This is a genomic window from Streptomyces sp. NPDC033221, assembly GCF_055577005.1.
Window position 1 is genome coordinate 21,237 of the sequence record NZ_JBVIQN010000055.1, and the last position, 19,043, is coordinate 40,279.

The following is a 19,043-nucleotide window of genomic DNA, read 5'->3' on the forward strand; positions in this document are numbered from 1 at the left end:
GCGGGCCCCTTCGGACCCTCGGCCCCGCAAGCTACTTGGGATCCGCCGGATGCGGCGCCATCGGCAGCGTCGCGGCCAGCCGCTCCTCGCAGACCTCCACCAGGCGGTCGTACCCCTCCTTGCCCATCAGCTCGGTCAGCTCGGGCCCGTAGGACACGTACACCGGCTCGCCCGCGCCGTGTGCGGACGTCGCCGACGTGCACCACCAGTGCAGGTCGTGGCCGCCGGGGCCCCAGCCGCGGCGGTCGTACTCGCCGATGGTGACTTCGAGGATGCGGGTGTCGTCGGGGCGGTCGATCCACTCGTAGGTGCGGCGGACCGGCAGCTGCCAGCAGACGTCCGGCTTGGTCTCCAGGGGCTCGCGGCCCTCGCGCAGCGCGAGGATGTGCAGCGAGCAGCCCGCGCCGGCCGGGAAGCCGGGGCGGTTCTGGAAGATGCAGGAGCCCTTCCAGCGCCGGGTCTGCCGGTCGCCGTCCTCGTCCTCCTGGGTCCAGCCCGTTGACGTGCCGACGTCGTGGAACTGCCACAGCTCCGGTGTGAGGCGCGCCACGTGCTCCGCGACCCGCTGCTCGTCGTCCTCGTCGGAGAAGTGCGCGCCGAGCGTGCAGCAGCCGTCGTCCGCGCGGCCCGCCTCGATGCCCTTGCAGCCGCTGCCGAAGACGCACGTCCAGCGGGACGTGAGCCAGGTCAGGTCGCAGCGGAATACTTGTTCGTCGTCGGCGGGGTCGGGGAAGGTGACCCAGGCGCGGGCGAAGTCCAGGCCGCCGACCTCGTCGGCCCGAGCCCCTTGCGCCTGCGCCGCCGCCCGCGCGGCGCGCTGCTTTTCCGCCTTCTTCAGGGCTTTTTCCTGCTTCGCCTTGTTCGTCTTAGCCACCACTCCAGCGTAAGGCGAGCGGCAACCGCCGAAGTCTCTCCGCGGCCGGGGGCTCGCCGCCGGTTCCCGGCAGGTCGCAGTAGGTTCGACGGTATGAGACTCGGAGTCCTCGATGTGGGTTCGAACACGGTCCATCTGCTGGTGATGGACGCGCACCCGGGCGCGCGTCCGCTGCCCGCCTACTCGCACAAGGCGGAGCTGCGGCTGGCCGAACTCCTCGACGAGGACGGCGCGATCGGCGACGCGGGCGTGGACCGGCTCGTGGCGACGGTGCGGGCGGCGGTCGAGGTGGCGGAGGACAAGGGCGTCGAGGACGTGCTGCCGTTCGCCACCTCCGCGATCCGCGAGGCGTCCAACGGGGAGGACGTGCTGCGCCGGGTCGCCCTGGAGACCGGCGTCGGGCTGCGGGTGCTGTCCGGCGAGGACGAGGCCCGGCTGACGTTCCTCGCGGCCCGCCGCTGGTTCGGCTGGTCGGCCGGGCGGCTGCTGGTGCTGGACATCGGCGGCGGCTCGCTGGAGATCGCGTACGGGCTGGACGAGGAGCCGGACGCGGCGGCGTCGCTGCCGCTGGGCGCGGGCCGGCTCACCGCGGCCGACCTGCCGGGCGATCCGCCGGAGACGGAGGACATACGGGCGCTGCGCAAGCGCGTACGGGCCGAAATCGCGCGGGTGGTGAGCGATTTCACGCGCTTCGGCACCCCCGATCACGTCGTCGGCACGTCCAAGACGTTCAAGCAGCTGGCTCGTATCGCCGGTGCCGCCCGGTCGGCCGAGGGCCTCTACACCCAGCGTGAGCTGGACCGTAAGGCGCTGGAGGAGTGGGTGCCGCGGCTGGCGGGGATGACCGGCGCGGAGCGTGCCGGGCTGCCGGGCGTCTCCGAGGGCCGTTCGCGCCAGTTGCTCGCCGGGGCGCTGGTGGCGGAGGCCGGGATGGACCTGTTCGGCGTCCGTACGCTGGAGATCTGCCCGTGGGCGCTGCGCGAGGGCGTGATCCTGCGCCACCTGGACCACCTGTCTCCGGGGTAGGGCGTGTCCTACGCCCGCGGGCGGCGGCCCGTACCCTGTCCCTCGTGACGGAGCCAGTGGTGCGCATCCCGGATGCGAAGGTCGCCCTGTCCACGGCCTCGGTGTATCCGGAGTCGACGGCGACGGCCTTCGAGATCGCCGCGCGCCTGGGCTACGACGGCGTCGAGGTCATGGTGTGGACCGACCCGGTCAGCCAGGACATCGAGGCGCTGCGCCGGCTCTCCGACTATCACGGGGTGCCGATCCTGGCCGTGCACGCGCCGTGCCTGCTGATCACGCAGCGGGTGTGGTCCACGGACCCCTGGGTGAAGCTGCAGCGCGCACGCAACGCCGCGGAGAAGCTCGGGGCCTCGACGGTGGTCGTCCATCCGCCCTTCCGGTGGCAGCGCAACTACGCCCGCGAGTTCGTACGCGGAGTGTGGCGGATGGAGAGCGAGACGGACGTCCGGTTCGCCGTCGAGAACATGTACCCATGGCGTTACCGGGACCGCGAGATGCTGGCGTACGCGCCGGACTGGGACCCCACCAAGGACGATTACCGGCACTTCACCGTCGACCTCTCGCACACCGCCACCTCGCGCAGCGACGCCCTGCACATGGTCGACCGGATGGGCGAGCGCCTGGCGCACATCCACCTCGCCGACGGCAACGGCTCCAACAAGGACGAGCATTTGGTGCCGGGGCGCGGCTCGCAGCCCTGCGCCGACCTGCTGGAGCGGCTCGCCGCCACCGGCTTCGACGGGCACATCGTCGTCGAGGTCAACACCCGGCGGGCGATGTCGGCGGCCGAGCGGGAGGCGGACCTGGCGGAGGCCCTGGCCTTCACGCGGCTGCACCTGGCGTCGCCGACGTGGGTGCCGGGGTCGTGACGAGCGGCAGTACCGGCACCGGCGGGCCGGGCCCGCCCCGCCGGCGTGGCCGCCCGGCCCGTACGGACTCGGTGGACGGCCCCGGCGCGCGCGAGCGCATCCTGACGGCGGCCCGTGCCGAGTTCGCCGCGCGCGGGTACGAGAAGGCGTCGATCCGCGGCATCGCCAAGGCTGCGGAGGTGGACCCGGCCCTGGTCCACCACTATTACGGCACCAAGGAACAGGTCTTCGCGGCGGCCGTCGAGGTGTCCTTCGCGCCCGCCCTGAACGCTCCCGAGACAGTGCTCGAAGGAGGCCTGGACGGCGTGGGCGAGCGGCTGGCCCGCTTCATCTTCGGCGTCTGGGAGAACCCGGTCACCCGCGAACCCCTGCTGGCGATCGTGCGCAGCGCCCTCACCAACGACGTCGCCGCCGCGGTCTTCCGCGAGCTCGTCGCGCGCCAGCTGCTGCGCCGGATCGCGGGCGAGCTGGCCGTCCCGGACGCCGACCTGCGGGCGGAGCTGGCGGCGGCGCAGCTGGTGGGGACGGCGCTGCTGCGGTACGTGATCAAGCTGGAGCCGCTGGCGTCGGCGGACCCGGAATGGATCATCGCCCGGGTGGCACCGGTGGTGCAGCAGCACCTGACGGGCCCCTGACCCCGCGTACCCCCTCCTTTCGCGAGGTGTCCGCACACCGGTCACCCGTCTCACATTCCGGATCCGCTGTCCAGATCTTGGAGCCGGGGCGTAGGCTCGACTGACTCACGTCACGTACGCACACAGGGCGCACGAGAGACGTACACGCACCCGAGGGAGTGGATCCACGTGCCCGAGCTGAGGTCCCGCACCGTCACCCATGGCCGCAACATGGCCGGCGCCCGCGCGCTCATGCAGGCGTCGGGCGTAGCGCGCGAGGACTTCGGCAAGCCCGTGATCGCCGTAGCCAACAGCTTCACCGAGTTCGTGCCCGGCCACACCCACCTCCAGCCGGTCGGCCGGATCGTCAGCGAGGCGATCAAGAAGGCCGGCGGCATCGCCCGCGAGTTCAACACCATCGCGGTCGACGACGGCATCGCCATGGGCCACGGCGGGATGCTGTACTCCCTGCCGTCCCGCGACCTGATCGCCGACTCCGTCGAGTACATGGCCGAGGCACACTGCGCGGACGCGCTGATCTGCATCTCCAACTGCGACAAGATCACGCCGGGCATGCTGATGGCCGCGATGCGGCTGAACATCCCCACCGTCTTCGTCTCCGGCGGGCCCATGGAGGCCGGCCGCGCCACCCTCGTCGACGGCACGGTCCGCAAGCTGGACCTGATCAACGCGATCTCCGACGCGGTCGACGAGAACGTCTCCGACGAGGACATCCTCCGTATCGAGGACAACGCCTGCCCGACCTGCGGCTCCTGTTCCGGCATGTTCACCGCCAACTCGATGAACTGCCTGACCGAGGCCATCGGCCTGTCGCTGCCCGGCAACGGCTCGGTGCTGGCCACCCACACCGCACGCAAGGCGCTGTACGAGAACGCCGGCCGGACGGTCGTGGAGATCACCAAGCGGTACTATGACCAGGACGACGCGACCGTGCTGCCCCGCAGCATCGGCTCCCGCGCCTCCTTCGAGAACGCCATGGCCCTGGACATCGCCATGGGCGGCTCCACCAACACGATCCTGCACCTGCTCGCCGCCGCTCAGGAAGCCGGCCTCGGCTTCGACCTGGACGACATCAACGCCGTCTCGCGCCGGGTGCCCTGCCTGGCCAAGGTCGCTCCGAACGTCGCGCCGGGCGGCACGTACTACATGGAGGACGTGCACCGGGCCGGCGGCATTCCCGCCATCCTGGGCGAGCTGTACCGGGCCGGGATGCTCAACGAGGACGTGCACACCGTGCACAGCTCCTCGATGGCCGACTGGCTCAAGACCTGGGACGTGCGCGGCGGTTCACCGTCCGCCGAGGCCGTCGAACTGTGGCACGCGGCCCCCGGCTGCAAGCGCTCCGCCACCGCCTTCTCCCAGTCCGAGCGCTGGGACAGCCTCGACGTGGACGCCGCGGGCGGCTGCATCCGCGACCTCGCCCACGCCTACTCCGCCGACGGCGGCCTGGCCGTCCTCAAGGGCAACCTCGCCGAGGACGGCTGCGTGGTGAAGACCGCGGGCGTCGACGAGTCGATCTGGACGTTCGAGGGCCCGGCCGTCGTCTGCGAGTCGCAGGAAGAGGCCGTCGAGAAGATACTCGGCAAGCGGATCAAGGAGGGCGACGTCGTCGTCATCCGCTACGAGGGCCCCAAGGGCGGCCCCGGCATGCAGGAGATGCTCTACCCGACGTCCTTCCTCAAGGGCCGCGGCCTGGGCAAGGCCTGCGCGCTGGTCACCGACGGCCGCTTCTCCGGCGGCACCTCCGGCCTGTCCATCGGCCACGCCTCGCCCGAGGCGGCCTCCGGCGGCACCATCGCCCTGGTCGAGGACGGCGACCCGATTCGTATCGACATCCCGAACCGCACCATCGAACTCCTGGTGCCCGAAGCCGAACTGACGGCCCGCCGGGAGGCGCTGGGCGGCGTGTACGCGCCGAAGAAGCGCGAGCGCAAGGTCTCGCAGGCCCTGCGCGCCTACGCGGCGATGGCCACCAGCGCCGACAAGGGCGCGGTGCGCGACGTCAGCAAGCTGGGCTGAACCCGCCCGCCCCTCCCGGCCCACGGACCCCGCCCGCGCTCACCAGCGGGCGGGGTCCGCCGTATCCGCGGCGAAGACCGAACCGTCCGGCGCCGCCGCGTAGATACGGCCGCGCCGCGGGTCCGGCAGCGGCTCGGGCAGCTTCTCCAGATAGCCGCTGCGGCCGGTGGCCAGCCGGGGTGGCGTCTGGCCGAGCAGCGCGCCGCGCCGGGTGTCCACGGCCAGCAGCCGGCCGTCGGCACCGGTGAAGTACAGCCGCTCGTCCCTCGGGTCGAGCACCGGCACCGACCCCCGGCTCACCGACGTCTCCACACTCCAGCGCCGGTCGCCGACCGCCTGCAGCGTGCCGCCGGTGGCGAGCAGGTAGACCGTCTCGCCGCGCACCACGCCCGCCGCGTCGTCCATCGGCGTGTCCAGCGGCAGCTTCCGTACGCGGCGCGTCGCCGGGTCGAAGCGGACGACGGCGGAGGAACGGGTGACCAGCAGCGGGTCGGCGGCGGTCAGATAGACCGAGCCGGACGCGCCCGTACCGACCAGGGTGAGCGAGCCGGGCAGCCGCCGTTCCCAGCGCAGCGTGCCGTGCTCCGGTTCGATCGCGGTGACCACGGTGGTTTTCCCGTCGGCCGAGACGGTGGCCGCGTACGCGGTACGGCCGTCCCCGTACGCGGCGAACTGGCCCAGCGGCTGTGCCGGGAACCGGTGGTGCCAGCGCTCCCGGTGGGTGGCGCTGTCCAACGCGGTGATCATGCCGTCCGCCGCGGTCAGCAGAATCGTCCCGCCGACGAACCGCACCTCGGCGTCGTATCCGGTCAGATTTTTGCTCCAGCGCGTCGCGCCCTTCCCGCCGGCCGACGGATCGAGCGCCTCCAGCCGCTTGCCGTCGGGGGACCGTACGTAGAGCAGCCCGCCGGAGAACACCGGCGCGCCCGGCGGCACATCGCCGGTGCGGACCGGCCCGCCCGGCCGCCGCCACGTCACCGCCCCGTGCTCCGGATCCACCCGCGCCGCCTTCAGCCCCCGCTCGACGCAGAACAGCGCGGAAGCGCCGTACGCACAGAACGGCATCTCGGCCGGATGCCCGGCGGGCCGCTGGAGCACCTGGGTGTGCCATGGACGGAAGGCCGCCGCCGCGGTGCCGTCGGACGTACGCGTCTGCAGGGCCGGGGCGTCCTCGGCACCCAGCACCCGTACGCCCGCGAAGACGCCCGCACCGGCGAGCACGGCGGCCACGGCGGACCAGACGACCCAGCGACGGCGGCGCGGGACGGGGGCGGCCGGGGACGCGGCGGCCGCCTCCACGGGCTCTCCGGAATCCGCCGCCCTCCGCTGAGCCTTCTTCGCCCTCTCCGTCTCCTTCGCTTCCGCTTCCGGTTCCGGTTTCGTTTTTGGTTCTGCTTCCGGCTGCCGGGCTCGTACGTGCGTGTCGCCGGCCGCGACCGGCGCGCCCGGGACGGCGGGCGCGGAGACGACCCGCGCGGGCTGCCGCTGCGCCGGCACGCGCGCTTCCTCCGGAGCGGACCCGTCCGCCAGCAGGCCATCGGCGGGAGCGCCCGCGAGCACGCCGCCGTGCGCCTCCACGGACCCCTCCACAGGCCCCTCGGTGTGCAGCAGCCGCATCAGCACGTCCGGAGTCGGCCGGTCGGACGGCCGCTTCGCCAGACACGTACGGATCAGCGGCGCCAGGTCCTCCGGAACACCCGTCAGGTCCGCCTCGTCATGCACCACTTGATAGGCGACGATGTACGGGCTCTCCGAATCGAACGGCCCCCGCCCGGTCGCCGCGTGCACCAGCACCGACCCCAGCGCGAACACGTCCGCCGCCGGCCCCACCTCGCGCGGGCGCTGGAACTGCTCGGGCGCCATGAACGGCGGCGTACCGATCAGCTTGCCGGTCTCGGTCCGCATCTCGCTGTCCGCGGGGCGCGAGATACCAAAATCGATGACCTTGGGGCCGTCGGCGGCGAGCAGCACGTTGCCGGGCTTCAGATCGCGGTGCACCACACCGGCCCGGTGGATGTCGCGCAGCGCCTCGGCGAGCCCGGCGGCCAGCCTGCGGACCTCGCCGGGAGCGAGCGGCCCGTTGCGTTTCACATGGTCGCCGAGGGTCGGGCCGGGGATGTAGAGGGTGGCCATCCAGGGCCGGTGGGCGTCCGGATCGGCGTCCACGACCGGCGCGGTGAACGCGCCGCTCACCCGCCGCGCCGCCGCCACCTCCTGCCGGAACCGGCCGCGGAACTCGGGGTCCTGGGCGAACTCGGCGTGCACGACCTTCACCGCCAGACGCAGCCCCGACGACGAGCGCGCCAGGTGCACCACACCCATCCCGCCCGAACCCAGGCGGGCGTCCAGGCGGTACCGGCCCGCGTACAGCGGACGTTCCGCTTCCGGATCCGCCCCGGAACCGCGCAGCGGCGGCATCTCCCCACCCCCGTGTCATGGGCCGCAGATGCGACGCACGGAGCCTAGTCGATGGTGCGTACGGGACAGGTGAGGCTTGCTAGCGTGCGCGGTGAACCGGCCGCGGCACGCGGACCGGCCCGCGGCACCGCACACACGTCGCGATCACACACCACGACCACACACCCGGCCCGCGCACCGGGACCACTCAACGGGGGAGTACGCATGACCAGCACACCGGAGAACACCGTCGGCACGTCTCCGAGCACCGGCACGGCCGGAAGCACCGGCACGGAGGAGGCGGCCGCGGTGGTCGCCGAGGCGGAGGCGGTCACCGAGGCCGAGGGCGTCGCCGTCGAGGCGATGGCCGCGACCGCCGCCACCTACCCGGTCGCCCCGGGCTACCGCCTCAACGTCCGCAGCGGCCCGAGCAGCCGCTCCTCCCTCGTACGGCAGCTCCCGTACGACGCACGGGTCGCCATCCGCTGCCAGCGCTCCGGCGAGCGGGTCAGCGGCCCGTACGGCACCAGCGACATCTGGGACTGCATCGCACCCGGCCAGTACGTCTCGGACAGCTACGTGCGCACCGGCAGCGACGGCCTCGTGGCCCCGCGCTGCGCGAACTGAGCGCCTGGCCGGCCGGTCACGTCGGCCGGGCCGGGGGCGGCCGTCAAGCTCCGGCGGCCTGCCGGAGCTTCTCCGTCGCCTGGGCGGTGAGCGACTCCACCAGCCCGCCGTCGTCGCCGGCGGCCCCGGGGAACGTGACGATGGTGATGCTGGTGCCGACCCGGACCACGACCTCGTCGAACCGGTCGCCGCCCACCCGCAGGCGGACGCCCACCGACTCGTCCCCGCGCCGCGGCGCGCTCAGCACCCCGTAGCTCACCGTGTACGGGCCGGCCGTGGCCGTCGCGCACTTCTGCCGCAACTGCCGGACCTCCTCGACGGCCTGCCGGGCACCCGTGACGCTCGGAAAGGTCTTGACCTCGAACATCAAGGAGCGCCGGAGGGTGCCGTTCTCCATCGTCCGGCCGACCACGGCACTCGGCCGGACATCGCGGAACGAGTCGGCGACCACGCGGTCGCACGCCGCGTCACCCTTCAGGTCCTGAATGCCGTGATCGTCCTTCTCCACCGCGGGTGACAGGTCCTCTTTCGCCACCGACCAGCCCGCGGGCAGATCGATGGTTGAGAGCATCGCCCGGGCCGTCTGCGTGCCCGTCAGGGGACGCGGTGCCTCGGGACTTCCGGCGGGTGCGGTGGACCCGGCGGGAGTGCGAAGGCCACCGGCGGTCGTGGGGCGGGACCCGGCGGCCGCGGTGCTGCCGTCCGAGGGCCCGCCGTCCGCCGGGCCGCCGCAGCCCGTGACGGTGACCGTCAGCAGGGGCAGGGCCCCGATCGCCGTGACCCCGCGTCTGACCATGCGTCCGTATCGCCTGCGCATACTGAACCTTCCCCCGGTTGGCATGTACAGGCGGATGCTATCGGGGCGTACGGACCCGCCCCTCCGGACGCACCACCCCTCCGGACGCACCGCCGAAGGCCCCGGACCGCCGGGGATAATCGACGGCATGAGCGACGAGACACCGCCCGCCCCGGACCGGTCCGGCCCCGAGCCGGCCCCGATCCGCTTCTTCGGGACGACCTGGGTGCACCACGACGGCGGCTACGGCCTGCGCCGGGCCGGGGCCGCCGCCGGTTCCCTGGCGCTCGCCGCGGCCGGCGCGGTGGTGCTGCGCTTCGCCTTCCAGGGCCTGGAGATCGCCGCGGTCGGCTCGTTCCTGAACGTGCTGGTCGTGGCCTGTTTCGCGGTGTGCAGCGCGGTCGCCTTCCGCCGCACCTGGGACCGCCTGACCCGCCCCGCCGACGACGCGGCCGCCGACCGCCCGGCCGACCGTTCCGCGCAGAGCCTGCTGCTCATCGGTTTCATCGGCTCGCTGCTCGCCTACTTCTGCCGCAGCCTCGTCGAGGCGCCGGGGGAGAAGGTACGGCGTGCCGAGTACGAGGCGGAACGCGAACGCTACGAGCGCCGCCGGAAGGCCCGTACAGGCAACCCGGCCGCCAAGAAGGCGCCGAAGGCGAAGAAGAAGCGCGGCTGAAACGAAGGCCGCTCCCGCCTTCTCCCCCGGGGGTGCGCCTCACTCCCTTGAGGCGCCTCACTCCCCGGGAGTGCAGGCGGCGGCGATCGCCAGGCTGTCCTCGTACACGTGGTGCCGTACGATCTCGCCGCCCTCGACGGTGAACCGCAGCGCGAACGGCGACCGGAAGGACTTGCCGGTGGCCCGCACCGTCCCCCAGAGCTGTCCGGTCAGCACGGCCTCCGGCCCCGAGATCACGAGCGCGTCGACCGACGCGCCACCCGCGCCCGCGACCGTGTGCTCGCGCAGCTCCCGCCAGTGCGCCGCGACATCGTCCCGCGTCGCACGCGGCCGCAGCCACGGCACCACCGGGTTGTCGGCACACATCCAGTCGACCCGCTCCGCGTAGTGCGCGGCGATGCGCTCGGGGGTGGCCGCGGGGTCCGCGACCGTGGCGAGGTAGGCGTCGACGACTTCGGCGGCATCGGAAACGGTGGCGGCAACGGCGGAATCAGAAGCAGTGCTGTTCATGCCGATGATGCTGCTGCCCGCTCCGGCCACCGTCGATTACTTCCGAGGTAATTCCGGGGTAATGAGGTAACACCGACCAGGCCGCCTGCCCGCCCCGAATCCACGGCGAGCCCGCTCGCCGCCTCCTCAGTACTCCCAGTCCGGCTTCCCGTCCCCGTACAGCCAGTCGTCGAAGAGATCCGTCAGGTCGACGTCCGTGCGCTCCGCACAGAAGTCGATGAACTGCTGCGTGTCGGCGTTGCCGTGGCGGTGTTCGGCGGGCCATTCCTTGAGGATCGTGAAGAAGACCTTGTCGCCGACGGCCTTCCGGAGTTGCTGGAGGACCATGCCGCCGCGCTTGTAGACGGGGTCGCCGGTCACGTTCTCCGCCGTGCCCGGGTCGCCGGGCGGGAAGCCCCAGACGTCCTCGTCGTCCTCGCCGGTGCGGTACAGCTCGTCGAACTGCTGCTGCGCCGTACGGCCGCCCTTGTCCTCCTCCCACAGCCACTCCGCGTACTGCGCGAACCCCTCGTTGAGCCAGATGTCCTTCCAGGTCTTCGGCGTCACCGAGTCGCCGAACCACTGGTGGGCGGTCTCGTGCACGATCGTGCCCTCGTCCGGGGCCCCGGCGTAGACCGGCTTGGTCTGGGTCTCCAGCGCGCCCCAGTCGACCCGCTCGGGCGTGTGGTCGACGATCGCCCCGGCGGACGAGAACGGGTACGGGCCGAACCGTTTCACCGACCAGTCCAGGATCTCGTCCAGCCGGCCCAGCGGCCCCGCGCTCTCCTTGGCCTCCGCCGGGTCCACGGCCGTGTAGACGGGCAGCCCGCCCTTCGTCCGCGACTCCTCGACGGTGAACTTCCCGATGGTCGCGGTGGCGAGGTAGGAGGCCATCGGCTCGGCGTTGTGCCACTCGAAGGTGGTCCGGCCCTGGTCGCTCCTGCGGCCGCGCAGCTCGCCGTTGGCGACCGCGGTGTACCCGTCCGGCACAGTGATCTTGAAGTCGTACGCGGCCTTGTCACCGGGGTGGTTGTTGCCGGGGAACCACGTCATCGACCCGGCCGGCTGCCCCGCGACGAACGCCCCGTCCGGCGTACGGACCCAGCCCTCGGTCGCGCCGTCCTGGTCCGTCATCTCCTCGGGCTCGCCGTCGTACTCGACCGTCGTACGGAACGTGGCGCCCTTCTTCACGGTCTCCGGCGGGCGGACCGTCAGCTTGTGCCCCTTGCGGGTGAACTCGGCGTCCTTGCCGTCCACCCGCACGCCGTGCACCTTCATCCCCTGGAGATCCAGCTTGAACGAGGCGAGGTCGGCCTGGGCCGTGGCGCTGATCTCGGCGGTGGCGTCCAGCGTGCCGCCGCGTACGTCGTAATCGAGCGCGAGACCGTAGTGCCCGACCTGGTAACCGCCGTTGCCGAGGGCGGGGAAGAGCGGGTCGTGCACACTGCCCGCGCCCTGCGTGCCGTCCAGCCGGGTCGCGCTCGTACAGGAGGACAGCAGCAGGGCGACGGAGAGCGCGGCGGTCGCACCGCAGGAGCGGAGAGGCCGGCGGATCACGGGGCTCCTAGGGTCTTGTGGGGCTGGTGGATCAAGCTCCCCGACCCTACGGCCCTTTGGCCCGCAACGCCGACCCCTTCCGCTTAACGGCTGCTATCCACCTTTATGTCCGGACGATGGAGGCAGGGTGACCACGGCGGAACCGGCCCCGGGAGCGGGCGCCTCCGGAGCGCCGCCCGGACCGCTACCGGGTCCGTCGGTACCGACTCCCGAGTCCGCCCCCGCCCCCGGCCCCGGCTCATCGGCCGGCCGCCGCCGCTCCGCCCAGTTGCCCAGTGCCGCAGCGCAGGCCCGGTCGAGATGCCGCAGCCCGGAGAGGTCCAGCACGACGGCACGGTCGTGCGGCAGCGCCTCCAACTGGTCCAGCAGCCGGGGAAGCCGCAGGAAGGTGGCGTTCCCCAGGGCACGTACCCGGATCGGCCCGGCCGCGGCCCCGGCTCCAGTACCGGCCCCGGCCCCGCCGTCCTCCAGCCCCGTCACCTCCAGATGCGCATGCGACGTCTCCCAGGCGGACTTCGCCACCGCCATCAGCAGCCCGATGACGACGCCCTCGAACATGTTGGTCACCACGATCGCCACCGCCGTCCCCGCGAGCACCACCGCCTCACCCCGGTGCTCACGCCACAGCGGCACGAAGTCCCGTACGGGCAGCAGCTTGCAGCCCGCGTGCACGAGCACCCCCGCCAGGGCCGCCAGCGGCACCACCCCCAGCGCCGCCGGGAACGCCGCCGCGAACAGCAGCAGCCACACGCCGTGCAGCACCCGCGACGCCTTCGTACGGGCACCGGCCCGCACGTTCGCGGCGCTGCGCACGATCACCGCCGTCATCGGCAGCGCGCCGAGCAGCCCGCACACCGTGTTGCCCGCGCCCTGCGCCAGCAGCTCCTTGTCGTAGTCCGTACGCGGGCCGTCGTGCAGCCGGTCCACGGCCGCCGCGCTGAACAGCGACTCGGCGGACGCGATCAGCGTGAAGGCGAGCACGGTGCCGATCGCCCCGAACCCCGCCAGCTGGGCGAAGTCCGCCCCACCCGGCGGCTGTACGGCGGTCGGCAGCCCCGTGACCACCACCCGGGCCACCGGCAGGCCGAGCACGGCGACGGCGACGGTGGCCAGCGCCACGGCCGCCAGCGGCGCCGGCAGGACGCGGGCCGCACGCCGCCACCGGGGCCACAGCACCAGGACGGCGATGGTGCCGACACCGACCGCCGCCGCCGTCAGGGCCTGGTCCGACCAGATCGTGTCGACCGCCAGCTCCGGCAGACCGCCCAGATTGGCGAGCCCGGTACCCGGCGGCTTGGTATCGGTGAGCGCGTACAGCTGTCCGGCGATCAGTACGAGCCCGATGCCCGCCAGCATGCCCTGCACGACGGCCACGGAGATGGCACGGAACCAGCGCCCCAGCCGCAGCGCGCCCATGGCCAGTTGGAGCACACCGGCCGCGAGCACCAGCGCGCCGAGCGCACCCAGCCCGAACTCCTGGACCGCCTCGTACACAAGGACGGTCAGCCCGGCGGCCGGGCCGCTGACCTGGAGGCTGCTGCCGGGCAGCAGGCCGGTGAGCAGCCCGCCGACGATGCCGGTGACGAGACCGAGTTCGGCCGGGACGCCGGAGGCGACGGCCACGCCGACGCACAGCGGTACGGCGACCAGGAAGACGACGAGGGAAGCGGTGAAGTCGGCGCGTATGGCGGTGGTTTTCCGCATGAGGAAGCCTTCCAGGGCAGTGCGGCGGACCGCGCGGCGCGGACGTGCGCCGTGCGGAGGGGAGAGGGGCGGATGTCCGGAACGGTCCGTAAACGGAGGCGGCCGTGGGCATGGGGTACAGGCAGAGGCACCTGAGGCACCTGAGGCACCTGAGGCACCTGAGGGGAGCGCGACGCCGCCGGTGAACCACTCGCCGGTGTCGGACTGCCGGCTCGCGGCGTCGATCAGCAGCGGAAGACGCGATGACTGATGGGCAGCTGCCCCGAGTGCGTCAGCGGCACGGCGCGGCGCCCGGTGAGCGGGGCCGCGGGGTCCGGCCCGGTGGCCGGCGGGACGGTGGGGGCGCTCGCGCACCTGGTCTGGTCGCCGGGATGGAAGGCCGGGACGCCGGTCGCGGAGCGCGCGGCGCGGCCGGTCGGGCAGCGTTCGGCCGCGGAGTCCGCCGGGCCGCCGTCCTCGTACGCGTACGACGCCACGGCGCCGACGGTCTGGATCCCGGCCCTGCCTCCGGCCACCCGCCCGTACGCGCCCTCGGTGCCGACGGGGAACGCCAACAGCGCTGCCACGAGGAACAGCAGCACGCGGCGCATGGCGTCAGCCCCCTCCTCCGGTTGATCGGCCATTCCACTTCAGTGTGTCCAAAGGGGCATGACTTCGATCGACTCTCTGTGTAACCGTCATGTAAACGCTGAGTTATCGAACAGAAGCGGTCGATCCCGCGTACTCCGGTGGCCGCCGGAGTACGCCCCGCCCCTTGACGCACCGAGCCCCGCGCGCAATATTCAACACATGATGAATTACGGCCGCGCCCAGGCCGGCCCGGCCACCCCGGCCACCCCCGCGGAAACCGCCTCCGAAGCCTCCGCCGCGCAGACCGCCGCCGAAGGCTCTCCCGCGCAGCCCGCCTCCGCCATCCGGCCCACCGCCATCCGAGCCCGCGACCTCACGGTCGTACGCGGCCACCGCACCGCCCTGGACCACCTCGGCTTCGACGTCCCGACCGGCCGGATCACCGGCCTCCTCGGCCCTTCCGGCTGCGGCAAATCCACCCTGATGCGGGCCGTCGTCGGCACCCAGGCCAAGGTGACCGGCACCCTCGACGTCCTCGGCGAACCCGCGGGCCACGCCCGTCTGCGCCCCCGCATCGGCTACGTCACCCAGTCGCCCGCGGTCTACGACGACCTCACCGTCCGCCAGAACCTCGACTACTTCGCCGCGGTACTGCGCCCCGGCCGCGCCGCCCGCGCCGAACGCCGGGAGAGCGTGCGCAGCGCCATCGAGGACGTGGACCTCACTTCACACACCGACGCCCTCGCCGGCCACCTCTCCGGCGGCCAGCGCAGCCGCGTCTCTTTGGCCGTCGCCCTCCTCGGCGCCCCGGAACTCCTCGTCCTCGACGAGCCGACCGTCGGCCTGGACCCCGTACTGCGCCGCGACCTGTGGCAGCTCTTCCACCGCCTCGCCACCGACCGCGGCACCACACTCCTCGTCTCCTCGCACGTCATGGACGAGGCCGAACGCTGCCACCGGCTGCTCCTGATGCGCGAGGGCCGCATCCTCGCCGAGGACACCCCCGACGCGCTGCGGGCCCGCACCCGTACGTCCACCGTCGAAGCGGCCTTCCTCCACCTGGTCGACCAGGCCACCACCACCGACCGCTCCACCACCGGCCCGGCCCCCCCCGGAGCCCACCCCATGACCCACACCCCACCCCCGACCCCCCGCCCCCGCCCCCTCCCCTTCTCCCTTCCCCTCTCCGGAGCCCGGGTCCTGGCCACCGCCGCCCGGGTACTGCGCCAGCTGCGCCACGACCCGCGCACCATCGCCCTGATGCTGCTCGTCCCCTGCGTGATGATCGCCCTGCTCCGCTACGTCTTCGACGCGCATCCCCGTACGTTCGACAGCGTCGGCGCCTCGCTCCTCGGCGTCTTCCCGATGATCACCATGTTCCTGGTGACCTCCATCGCCACCCTCCGCGAACGCACCTCGGGCACCCTCGAACGCCTCCTCGCCATGCCCCTGTCCAAGGCCGACCTCCTAGGGGGCTATGCCCTGGCCTTCGGCACCCTCGCCATCGTCCAGTCCGCCCTCGCCACCGCCCTGTCCGTCTGGGTACTGGGCCTGGACATCACGGGCTCCCCCTGGCTGCTCCTCCTGGTCGCCGTCCTCGACGCCCTCCTCGGCACCGCCCTCGGCCTCTTCGTCTCGGCCTTCGCCTCGTCCGAGTTCCAGGCCGTCCAGTTCATGCCGGCCGTGCTGATGCCGCAGCTCCTCCTGTGCGGCCTCTTCGCCCCACGCGACACGATGCACCCGGTCCTGGAGGCGATCTCCGACGTCCTCCCGATGTCCTACGCGGTCGACGCCATGACCGAAACCCTCACCCACCCCACCCCCACGGCCACCTTCCTCCGCGACACCCTCATCGTCACCCTCTGCACCCTCCTGGTCCTCACCCTGAGCACCCCCACCCTCCACCGCCGATCCCCCTGACCCACCGAAACCAAACCCCCGACCCCGCGCCCCCTCCCCAGCCCCACCAATCCCGCTTGGCTCCGGACGGCCCCCGCCGCTGCATCAAGCCCGCCTTGTTCCGGACCCCCGCCAAACCAAGCCCGCCTGGTGCTGGGCCGCCCCCGCCAAATCAAGCCCGTCCGGCGCTTGAGGACGAGCCCTCGGGCGATCACGGCGTCCAAGACCAACCCCGTCCGCACCCCACCCCGCCCACAACGTGAACACCCCCACCCCCCAAACCCCCACGATGCGAGGATGACCGGACCAGCAATAACCACCACCCACCCACCGGCCACCCCCGGCCAAACCCAACCCCACCCACAGCAGCCCCACCGGCGAGGTGAACCGCAACATGACCCAGAAGGTCGCCGTACTCGGCACCGGAAAAATCGGCGAAGCCCTCCTCAGCGGCATGATCCGAGGCGGCTGGGCCCCCACCGACCTCATGGTCACCGCCCGCCGCCCCGAACGCGCCGACCAGCTCCGTACCCGCTACGGCGTCACCCCCGTCACCAACCCCGAGGCCGCCAAGTCCGCGGACACCCTCATCCTCACCGTCAAGCCGCAGGACATGGGCACCCTCCTCACGGAGCTGGCCCCGCACGTCCCGGCCGACCGCCTGGTGATCAGCGGCGCCGCCGGCATTCCCACGGCCTTCTTCGAGGAGCGGCTGCCCGCGCCCACTCCCGTCGTACGGGTCATGACGAACACGCCCGCTCTCGTCGACGAGGCGATGTCCGTCATCTCGGCCGGCACCCACGCCACTGCCGCCCACCTCACCCGCGCGGAGGAAATCTTCGCCACCGTCGGCAAGACGCTGCGCGTCCCGGAGTCGCAGCAGGATGCCGCGACCGCCCTTTCCGGTTCCGGCCCGGCGTATTTCTATTTCCTCGTCGAGGCGATGACCGATGCCGGCATCCTGCTCGGTCTGCCGCGCGACAAGGCCCATGACCTGATCGTGCAGGCGGCGATCGGCGCGGCGACGATGCTCCGGGACAGCGGCGAGCACCCGGTCACCCTCCGCGAGAACGTGACCTCGCCCGCCGGCACCACCATCAACGCCATCCGCGAGCTGGAGAACCACGGCGTACGGGCCGCCCTGATCGCCGCCCTGGAGGCCGCCCGCGACCGCAGCCGCGAACTCGCCTCCGGCAACGGCTGACCACCGGGCCCGCAACCCAGGCCCTCCGCCTGGGCCCGCCTCCGCCCGGGGCCACCACCCCGCCGGGGCCCTGGCCACCGCCGCCCCCACCCGCGCCGGTGGCCACCCACCCCTTCACACCGCCGGCAGCAACCCCACCGCCCGGTACGCCGCGTCCACCCGCGGCCGCGCGATCGCCCGGGCCCGCTCGGCCCCGTCCCGCAGGACGGAGTCCACGTACCCGGGGTCCGCCACCAGCTCCGCGTGCCGCTCCCGCACCGGCCGCAGCAGTTCCACGACCGCCTCGGCCGTGTCCTTCTTGAGCGCGCCGTACGAGTCGTACGCACCGGCCAGCTCCGCCGGGTCACCGGCCCCGCACGCTGCCAGGATGTCCAGCAGGTTGGCCACTCCGGGCCGCTCGGCCCGGTCGTACACGACGTCCGTCCCGGCGTCCGTCACCGCACGCATCACCTTCTTGCGCACCACGTCCGCCTCGTCCAGCAGGTAGATGATCCCCGAGGTACGGGCGTGCGACTTCCCCATCTTCGCCGTCGGCTCCTGGAGGTCCATGACCCGCGCGGCCACCTTCGGGACCGTCGCCTTCGGCACCACGAACGTCTGCCCGTACCGCTGGTTGAACCGCATCGCCAGCTCCCGCGTCAGCTCCAGGTGCTGCGCCTGGTCCTCGCCGACCGGCACTTCGTCCGCTCCGTACGCGAGGACGTCCGCGGCCATCAGCGCCGGGTACGTCAGCAGCGACAGCCGTACGCTGCCGCCCCGCTCCCGTTCCCGCTCCGCCTTCTCCTTGTACTGGATCATGCGCCGCATCTCGCCGTCACTGGCCACGCACTCCATCAGGTACGCGAGCCGGGTGTGCTCGTCGACATGGCTCTGCACGAACAGCGTGCAGAGCCGCGGATCGAGTCCGGCGGCGAGCAGCAGCGTGGCGGCCTGCCGACTGAGCCTGCGTACCCGCGCCGGATCGTGTTCCACGGTCAGCGCGTGCAGGTCGGCGATGAAGAACAGGGCCTCTGCGCGGTGCTGATCCTCTTCGGCCCAGCCCCGCAGTGCTCCCAGGTAGTTCCCGAGTGTCAGGTGCCCTGTCGGCTTCACACCACTAAGGGTCCGCGTCATCTCTCTCGTCTCCTGAACTGCTGGTCCCGGGACCGCCGCGCCCACCGGCCGGCTGCGAGGAGATACGCAAAACGGCCGCCGAGGCGGCGGCCGTTGTCTGCATGCACTGTGGGGCGGCCGCCGTCAGGCGGGCCACCACTGCTGGACGAGTGCACGCGTTGTCATGGGCCCCACCGTACGCCCAGATCCGTGCCCTGGCACGGGTTTGAAGCGTCCCCGGCCCCTCGTGTAGTGTTCTCCGAGTTGCCACGGAGCCCTACGGGCCTCACGGCAGCCCCTCACGCCAGACCGGCGGCACAACCACTACTGCACGGCTCCCGAACGGGACGGATTTCGGCATGCCGGAATTCAGACCAGCGGCTCGATTATGAGCCACCGGGAAAAGGCACTAAAGTAGTGATCACGCCGGAAGGCGCGAACAACCCCCTCCGACGGGGAATCGGATTCACATTCGAGCCGTCAGCTTCCTTCACCGGGAGCCCGGAACGAAAAGCGGATCTGATAGAGTCGGAAAGGCCGGAAAGCGAAAGCCGGACGGCCGCCCCGCTCCAGCAGGGAGCCGGAAACGGAAAGCGGAAACGCCGAACG

The 19,043-nt window shown here is 72.4% G+C and carries 16 protein-coding genes and 1 pseudogene; 9 read left to right on the forward strand and 8 right to left on the reverse strand.

Features of this window, described 5'->3' with window-relative positions; all coding sequences use genetic code 11:
* Nucleotides 1–31: 31 nt before the first annotated feature.
* Entirely contained in the window at nucleotides 32–874 is an 843-nt protein-coding gene (locus tag ACZ53K_RS39730; protein ID WP_468847122.1) for a DUF3109 family protein, read from the reverse strand.
* Nucleotides 875–967: 93 nt separating this feature from the next.
* Here ACZ53K_RS39730 and ACZ53K_RS39735 point away from each other — a divergent pair, with 93 nt between their 5' ends.
* From ACZ53K_RS39735 to ilvD, 4 genes are all read left to right on the forward strand, one after another.
* The gene (locus ACZ53K_RS39735) at nucleotides 968–1,900 is read left to right on the forward strand and encodes a Ppx/GppA family phosphatase (RefSeq protein ID WP_468847124.1); all 933 of its coding nucleotides are present in this window, start codon (nucleotides 968–970) and stop codon (nucleotides 1,898–1,900) included.
* Between the two features lie 56 nt (nucleotides 1,901–1,956).
* Complete coding sequence (locus ACZ53K_RS39740) at nucleotides 1,957–2,769, forward strand: sugar phosphate isomerase/epimerase family protein (RefSeq protein ID WP_406526485.1); 813 nt, start codon at nucleotides 1,957–1,959, stop codon at nucleotides 2,767–2,769.
* A complete protein-coding gene (locus ACZ53K_RS39745; protein ID WP_468847127.1) occupies nucleotides 2,766–3,404 on the forward strand; it encodes a TetR/AcrR family transcriptional regulator in 639 nt (212 codons plus the stop codon). The genes ACZ53K_RS39740 and ACZ53K_RS39745 overlap by 4 nt, the downstream gene beginning before the upstream one ends.
* A 168-nt stretch (nucleotides 3,405–3,572) precedes the next feature.
* Nucleotides 3,573–5,423 carry a dihydroxy-acid dehydratase gene (gene ilvD / locus ACZ53K_RS39750; RefSeq protein ID WP_468847130.1) on the forward strand — a complete coding sequence of 617 codons (1,851 nt, stop codon included), beginning with the start codon at nucleotides 3,573–3,575 and terminating at the stop codon, nucleotides 5,421–5,423.
* A gap of 39 nt (nucleotides 5,424–5,462) precedes the next feature.
* Here the strand turns inward: ilvD and ACZ53K_RS39755 are convergent, their stop codons facing one another.
* On the reverse strand, nucleotides 5,463–7,841 hold the full coding sequence (locus ACZ53K_RS39755) for a protein kinase domain-containing protein (protein WP_468847133.1): 2,379 nt from the start codon (nucleotides 7,839–7,841) through the stop codon (nucleotides 5,463–5,465).
* Nucleotides 7,842–8,045: 204 nt separating this feature from the next.
* On the opposite strand from ACZ53K_RS39755, the gene ACZ53K_RS39760 reads away from it, so the two are divergent.
* The gene (locus ACZ53K_RS39760) at nucleotides 8,046–8,447 is read left to right on the forward strand and encodes an SH3 domain-containing protein (protein ID WP_468847135.1); all 402 of its coding nucleotides are present in this window, start codon (nucleotides 8,046–8,048) and stop codon (nucleotides 8,445–8,447) included.
* A 43-nt stretch (nucleotides 8,448–8,490) separates the two neighbouring features.
* Here ACZ53K_RS39760 and ACZ53K_RS39765 read toward each other — a convergent pair whose 3' ends face one another.
* Nucleotides 8,491–9,243 carry a hypothetical protein gene (locus tag ACZ53K_RS39765; RefSeq protein ID WP_468847137.1) on the reverse strand — a complete coding sequence of 251 codons (753 nt, stop codon included), beginning with the start codon at nucleotides 9,241–9,243 and terminating at the stop codon, nucleotides 8,491–8,493.
* A gap of 148 nt (nucleotides 9,244–9,391) precedes the next feature.
* Here ACZ53K_RS39765 and ACZ53K_RS39770 point away from each other — a divergent pair, with 148 nt between their 5' ends.
* Nucleotides 9,392–9,919 carry a hypothetical protein gene (locus ACZ53K_RS39770; protein ID WP_468847140.1) on the forward strand — a complete coding sequence of 176 codons (528 nt, stop codon included), beginning with the start codon at nucleotides 9,392–9,394 and terminating at the stop codon, nucleotides 9,917–9,919.
* Nucleotides 9,920–9,976: 57 nt separating this feature from the next.
* Here the strand turns inward: ACZ53K_RS39770 and ACZ53K_RS39775 are convergent, their stop codons facing one another.
* The 4 genes from ACZ53K_RS39775 to ACZ53K_RS39790 all read right to left on the reverse strand — a co-directional run bounded on the left by ACZ53K_RS39775 (nucleotide 9,977) and on the right by ACZ53K_RS39790 (nucleotide 14,292).
* Nucleotides 9,977–10,429 (reverse strand): nuclear transport factor 2 family protein, encoded by a 453-nt coding sequence (locus tag ACZ53K_RS39775; protein ID WP_468847142.1) that lies wholly within the window; start codon nucleotides 10,427–10,429, stop codon nucleotides 9,977–9,979.
* Nucleotides 10,430–10,555: 126 nt separating this feature from the next.
* On the reverse strand, nucleotides 10,556–11,965 hold the full coding sequence (locus ACZ53K_RS39780) for a M1 family metallopeptidase (RefSeq protein WP_468847144.1): 1,410 nt from the start codon (nucleotides 11,963–11,965) through the stop codon (nucleotides 10,556–10,558).
* A 93-nt stretch (nucleotides 11,966–12,058) separates the two neighbouring features.
* The gene (locus tag ACZ53K_RS39785) at nucleotides 12,059–13,669 is read right to left on the reverse strand and encodes a SulP family inorganic anion transporter (protein WP_468847147.1); all 1,611 of its coding nucleotides are present in this window, start codon (nucleotides 13,667–13,669) and stop codon (nucleotides 12,059–12,061) included.
* A gap of 224 nt (nucleotides 13,670–13,893) precedes the next feature.
* On the reverse strand, nucleotides 13,894–14,292 hold the full coding sequence (locus tag ACZ53K_RS39790) for a hypothetical protein (protein ID WP_468847150.1): 399 nt from the start codon (nucleotides 14,290–14,292) through the stop codon (nucleotides 13,894–13,896).
* 166 nt (nucleotides 14,293–14,458) lie between these two features.
* On the opposite strand from ACZ53K_RS39790, the pseudogene ACZ53K_RS39795 reads away from it, so the two are divergent.
* From ACZ53K_RS39795 to proC, 3 genes and pseudogenes are all read left to right on the forward strand, one after another.
* Nucleotides 14,459–15,313 (forward strand): annotated as a pseudogene (locus tag ACZ53K_RS39795) (ABC transporter ATP-binding protein); the annotation flags it as partial.
* Between the two features lie 51 nt (nucleotides 15,314–15,364).
* Nucleotides 15,365–16,159 carry an ABC transporter permease gene (locus tag ACZ53K_RS39800; RefSeq protein ID WP_468847161.1) on the forward strand — a complete coding sequence of 265 codons (795 nt, stop codon included), beginning with the start codon at nucleotides 15,365–15,367 and terminating at the stop codon, nucleotides 16,157–16,159.
* 373 nt (nucleotides 16,160–16,532) lie between these two features.
* Nucleotides 16,533–17,342, forward strand: coding sequence for a pyrroline-5-carboxylate reductase (gene proC, locus ACZ53K_RS39805; RefSeq protein ID WP_468847153.1), 810 nt, complete (start codon nucleotides 16,533–16,535; stop codon nucleotides 17,340–17,342).
* 114 nt (nucleotides 17,343–17,456) lie between these two features.
* Here the strand turns inward: proC and trpS are convergent, their stop codons facing one another.
* Nucleotides 17,457–18,455 (reverse strand): tryptophan--tRNA ligase, encoded by a 999-nt coding sequence (gene trpS, locus ACZ53K_RS39810; protein ID WP_468847155.1) that lies wholly within the window; start codon nucleotides 18,453–18,455, stop codon nucleotides 17,457–17,459.
* Between the last annotated feature and the right edge of the window lie 588 nt (nucleotides 18,456–19,043).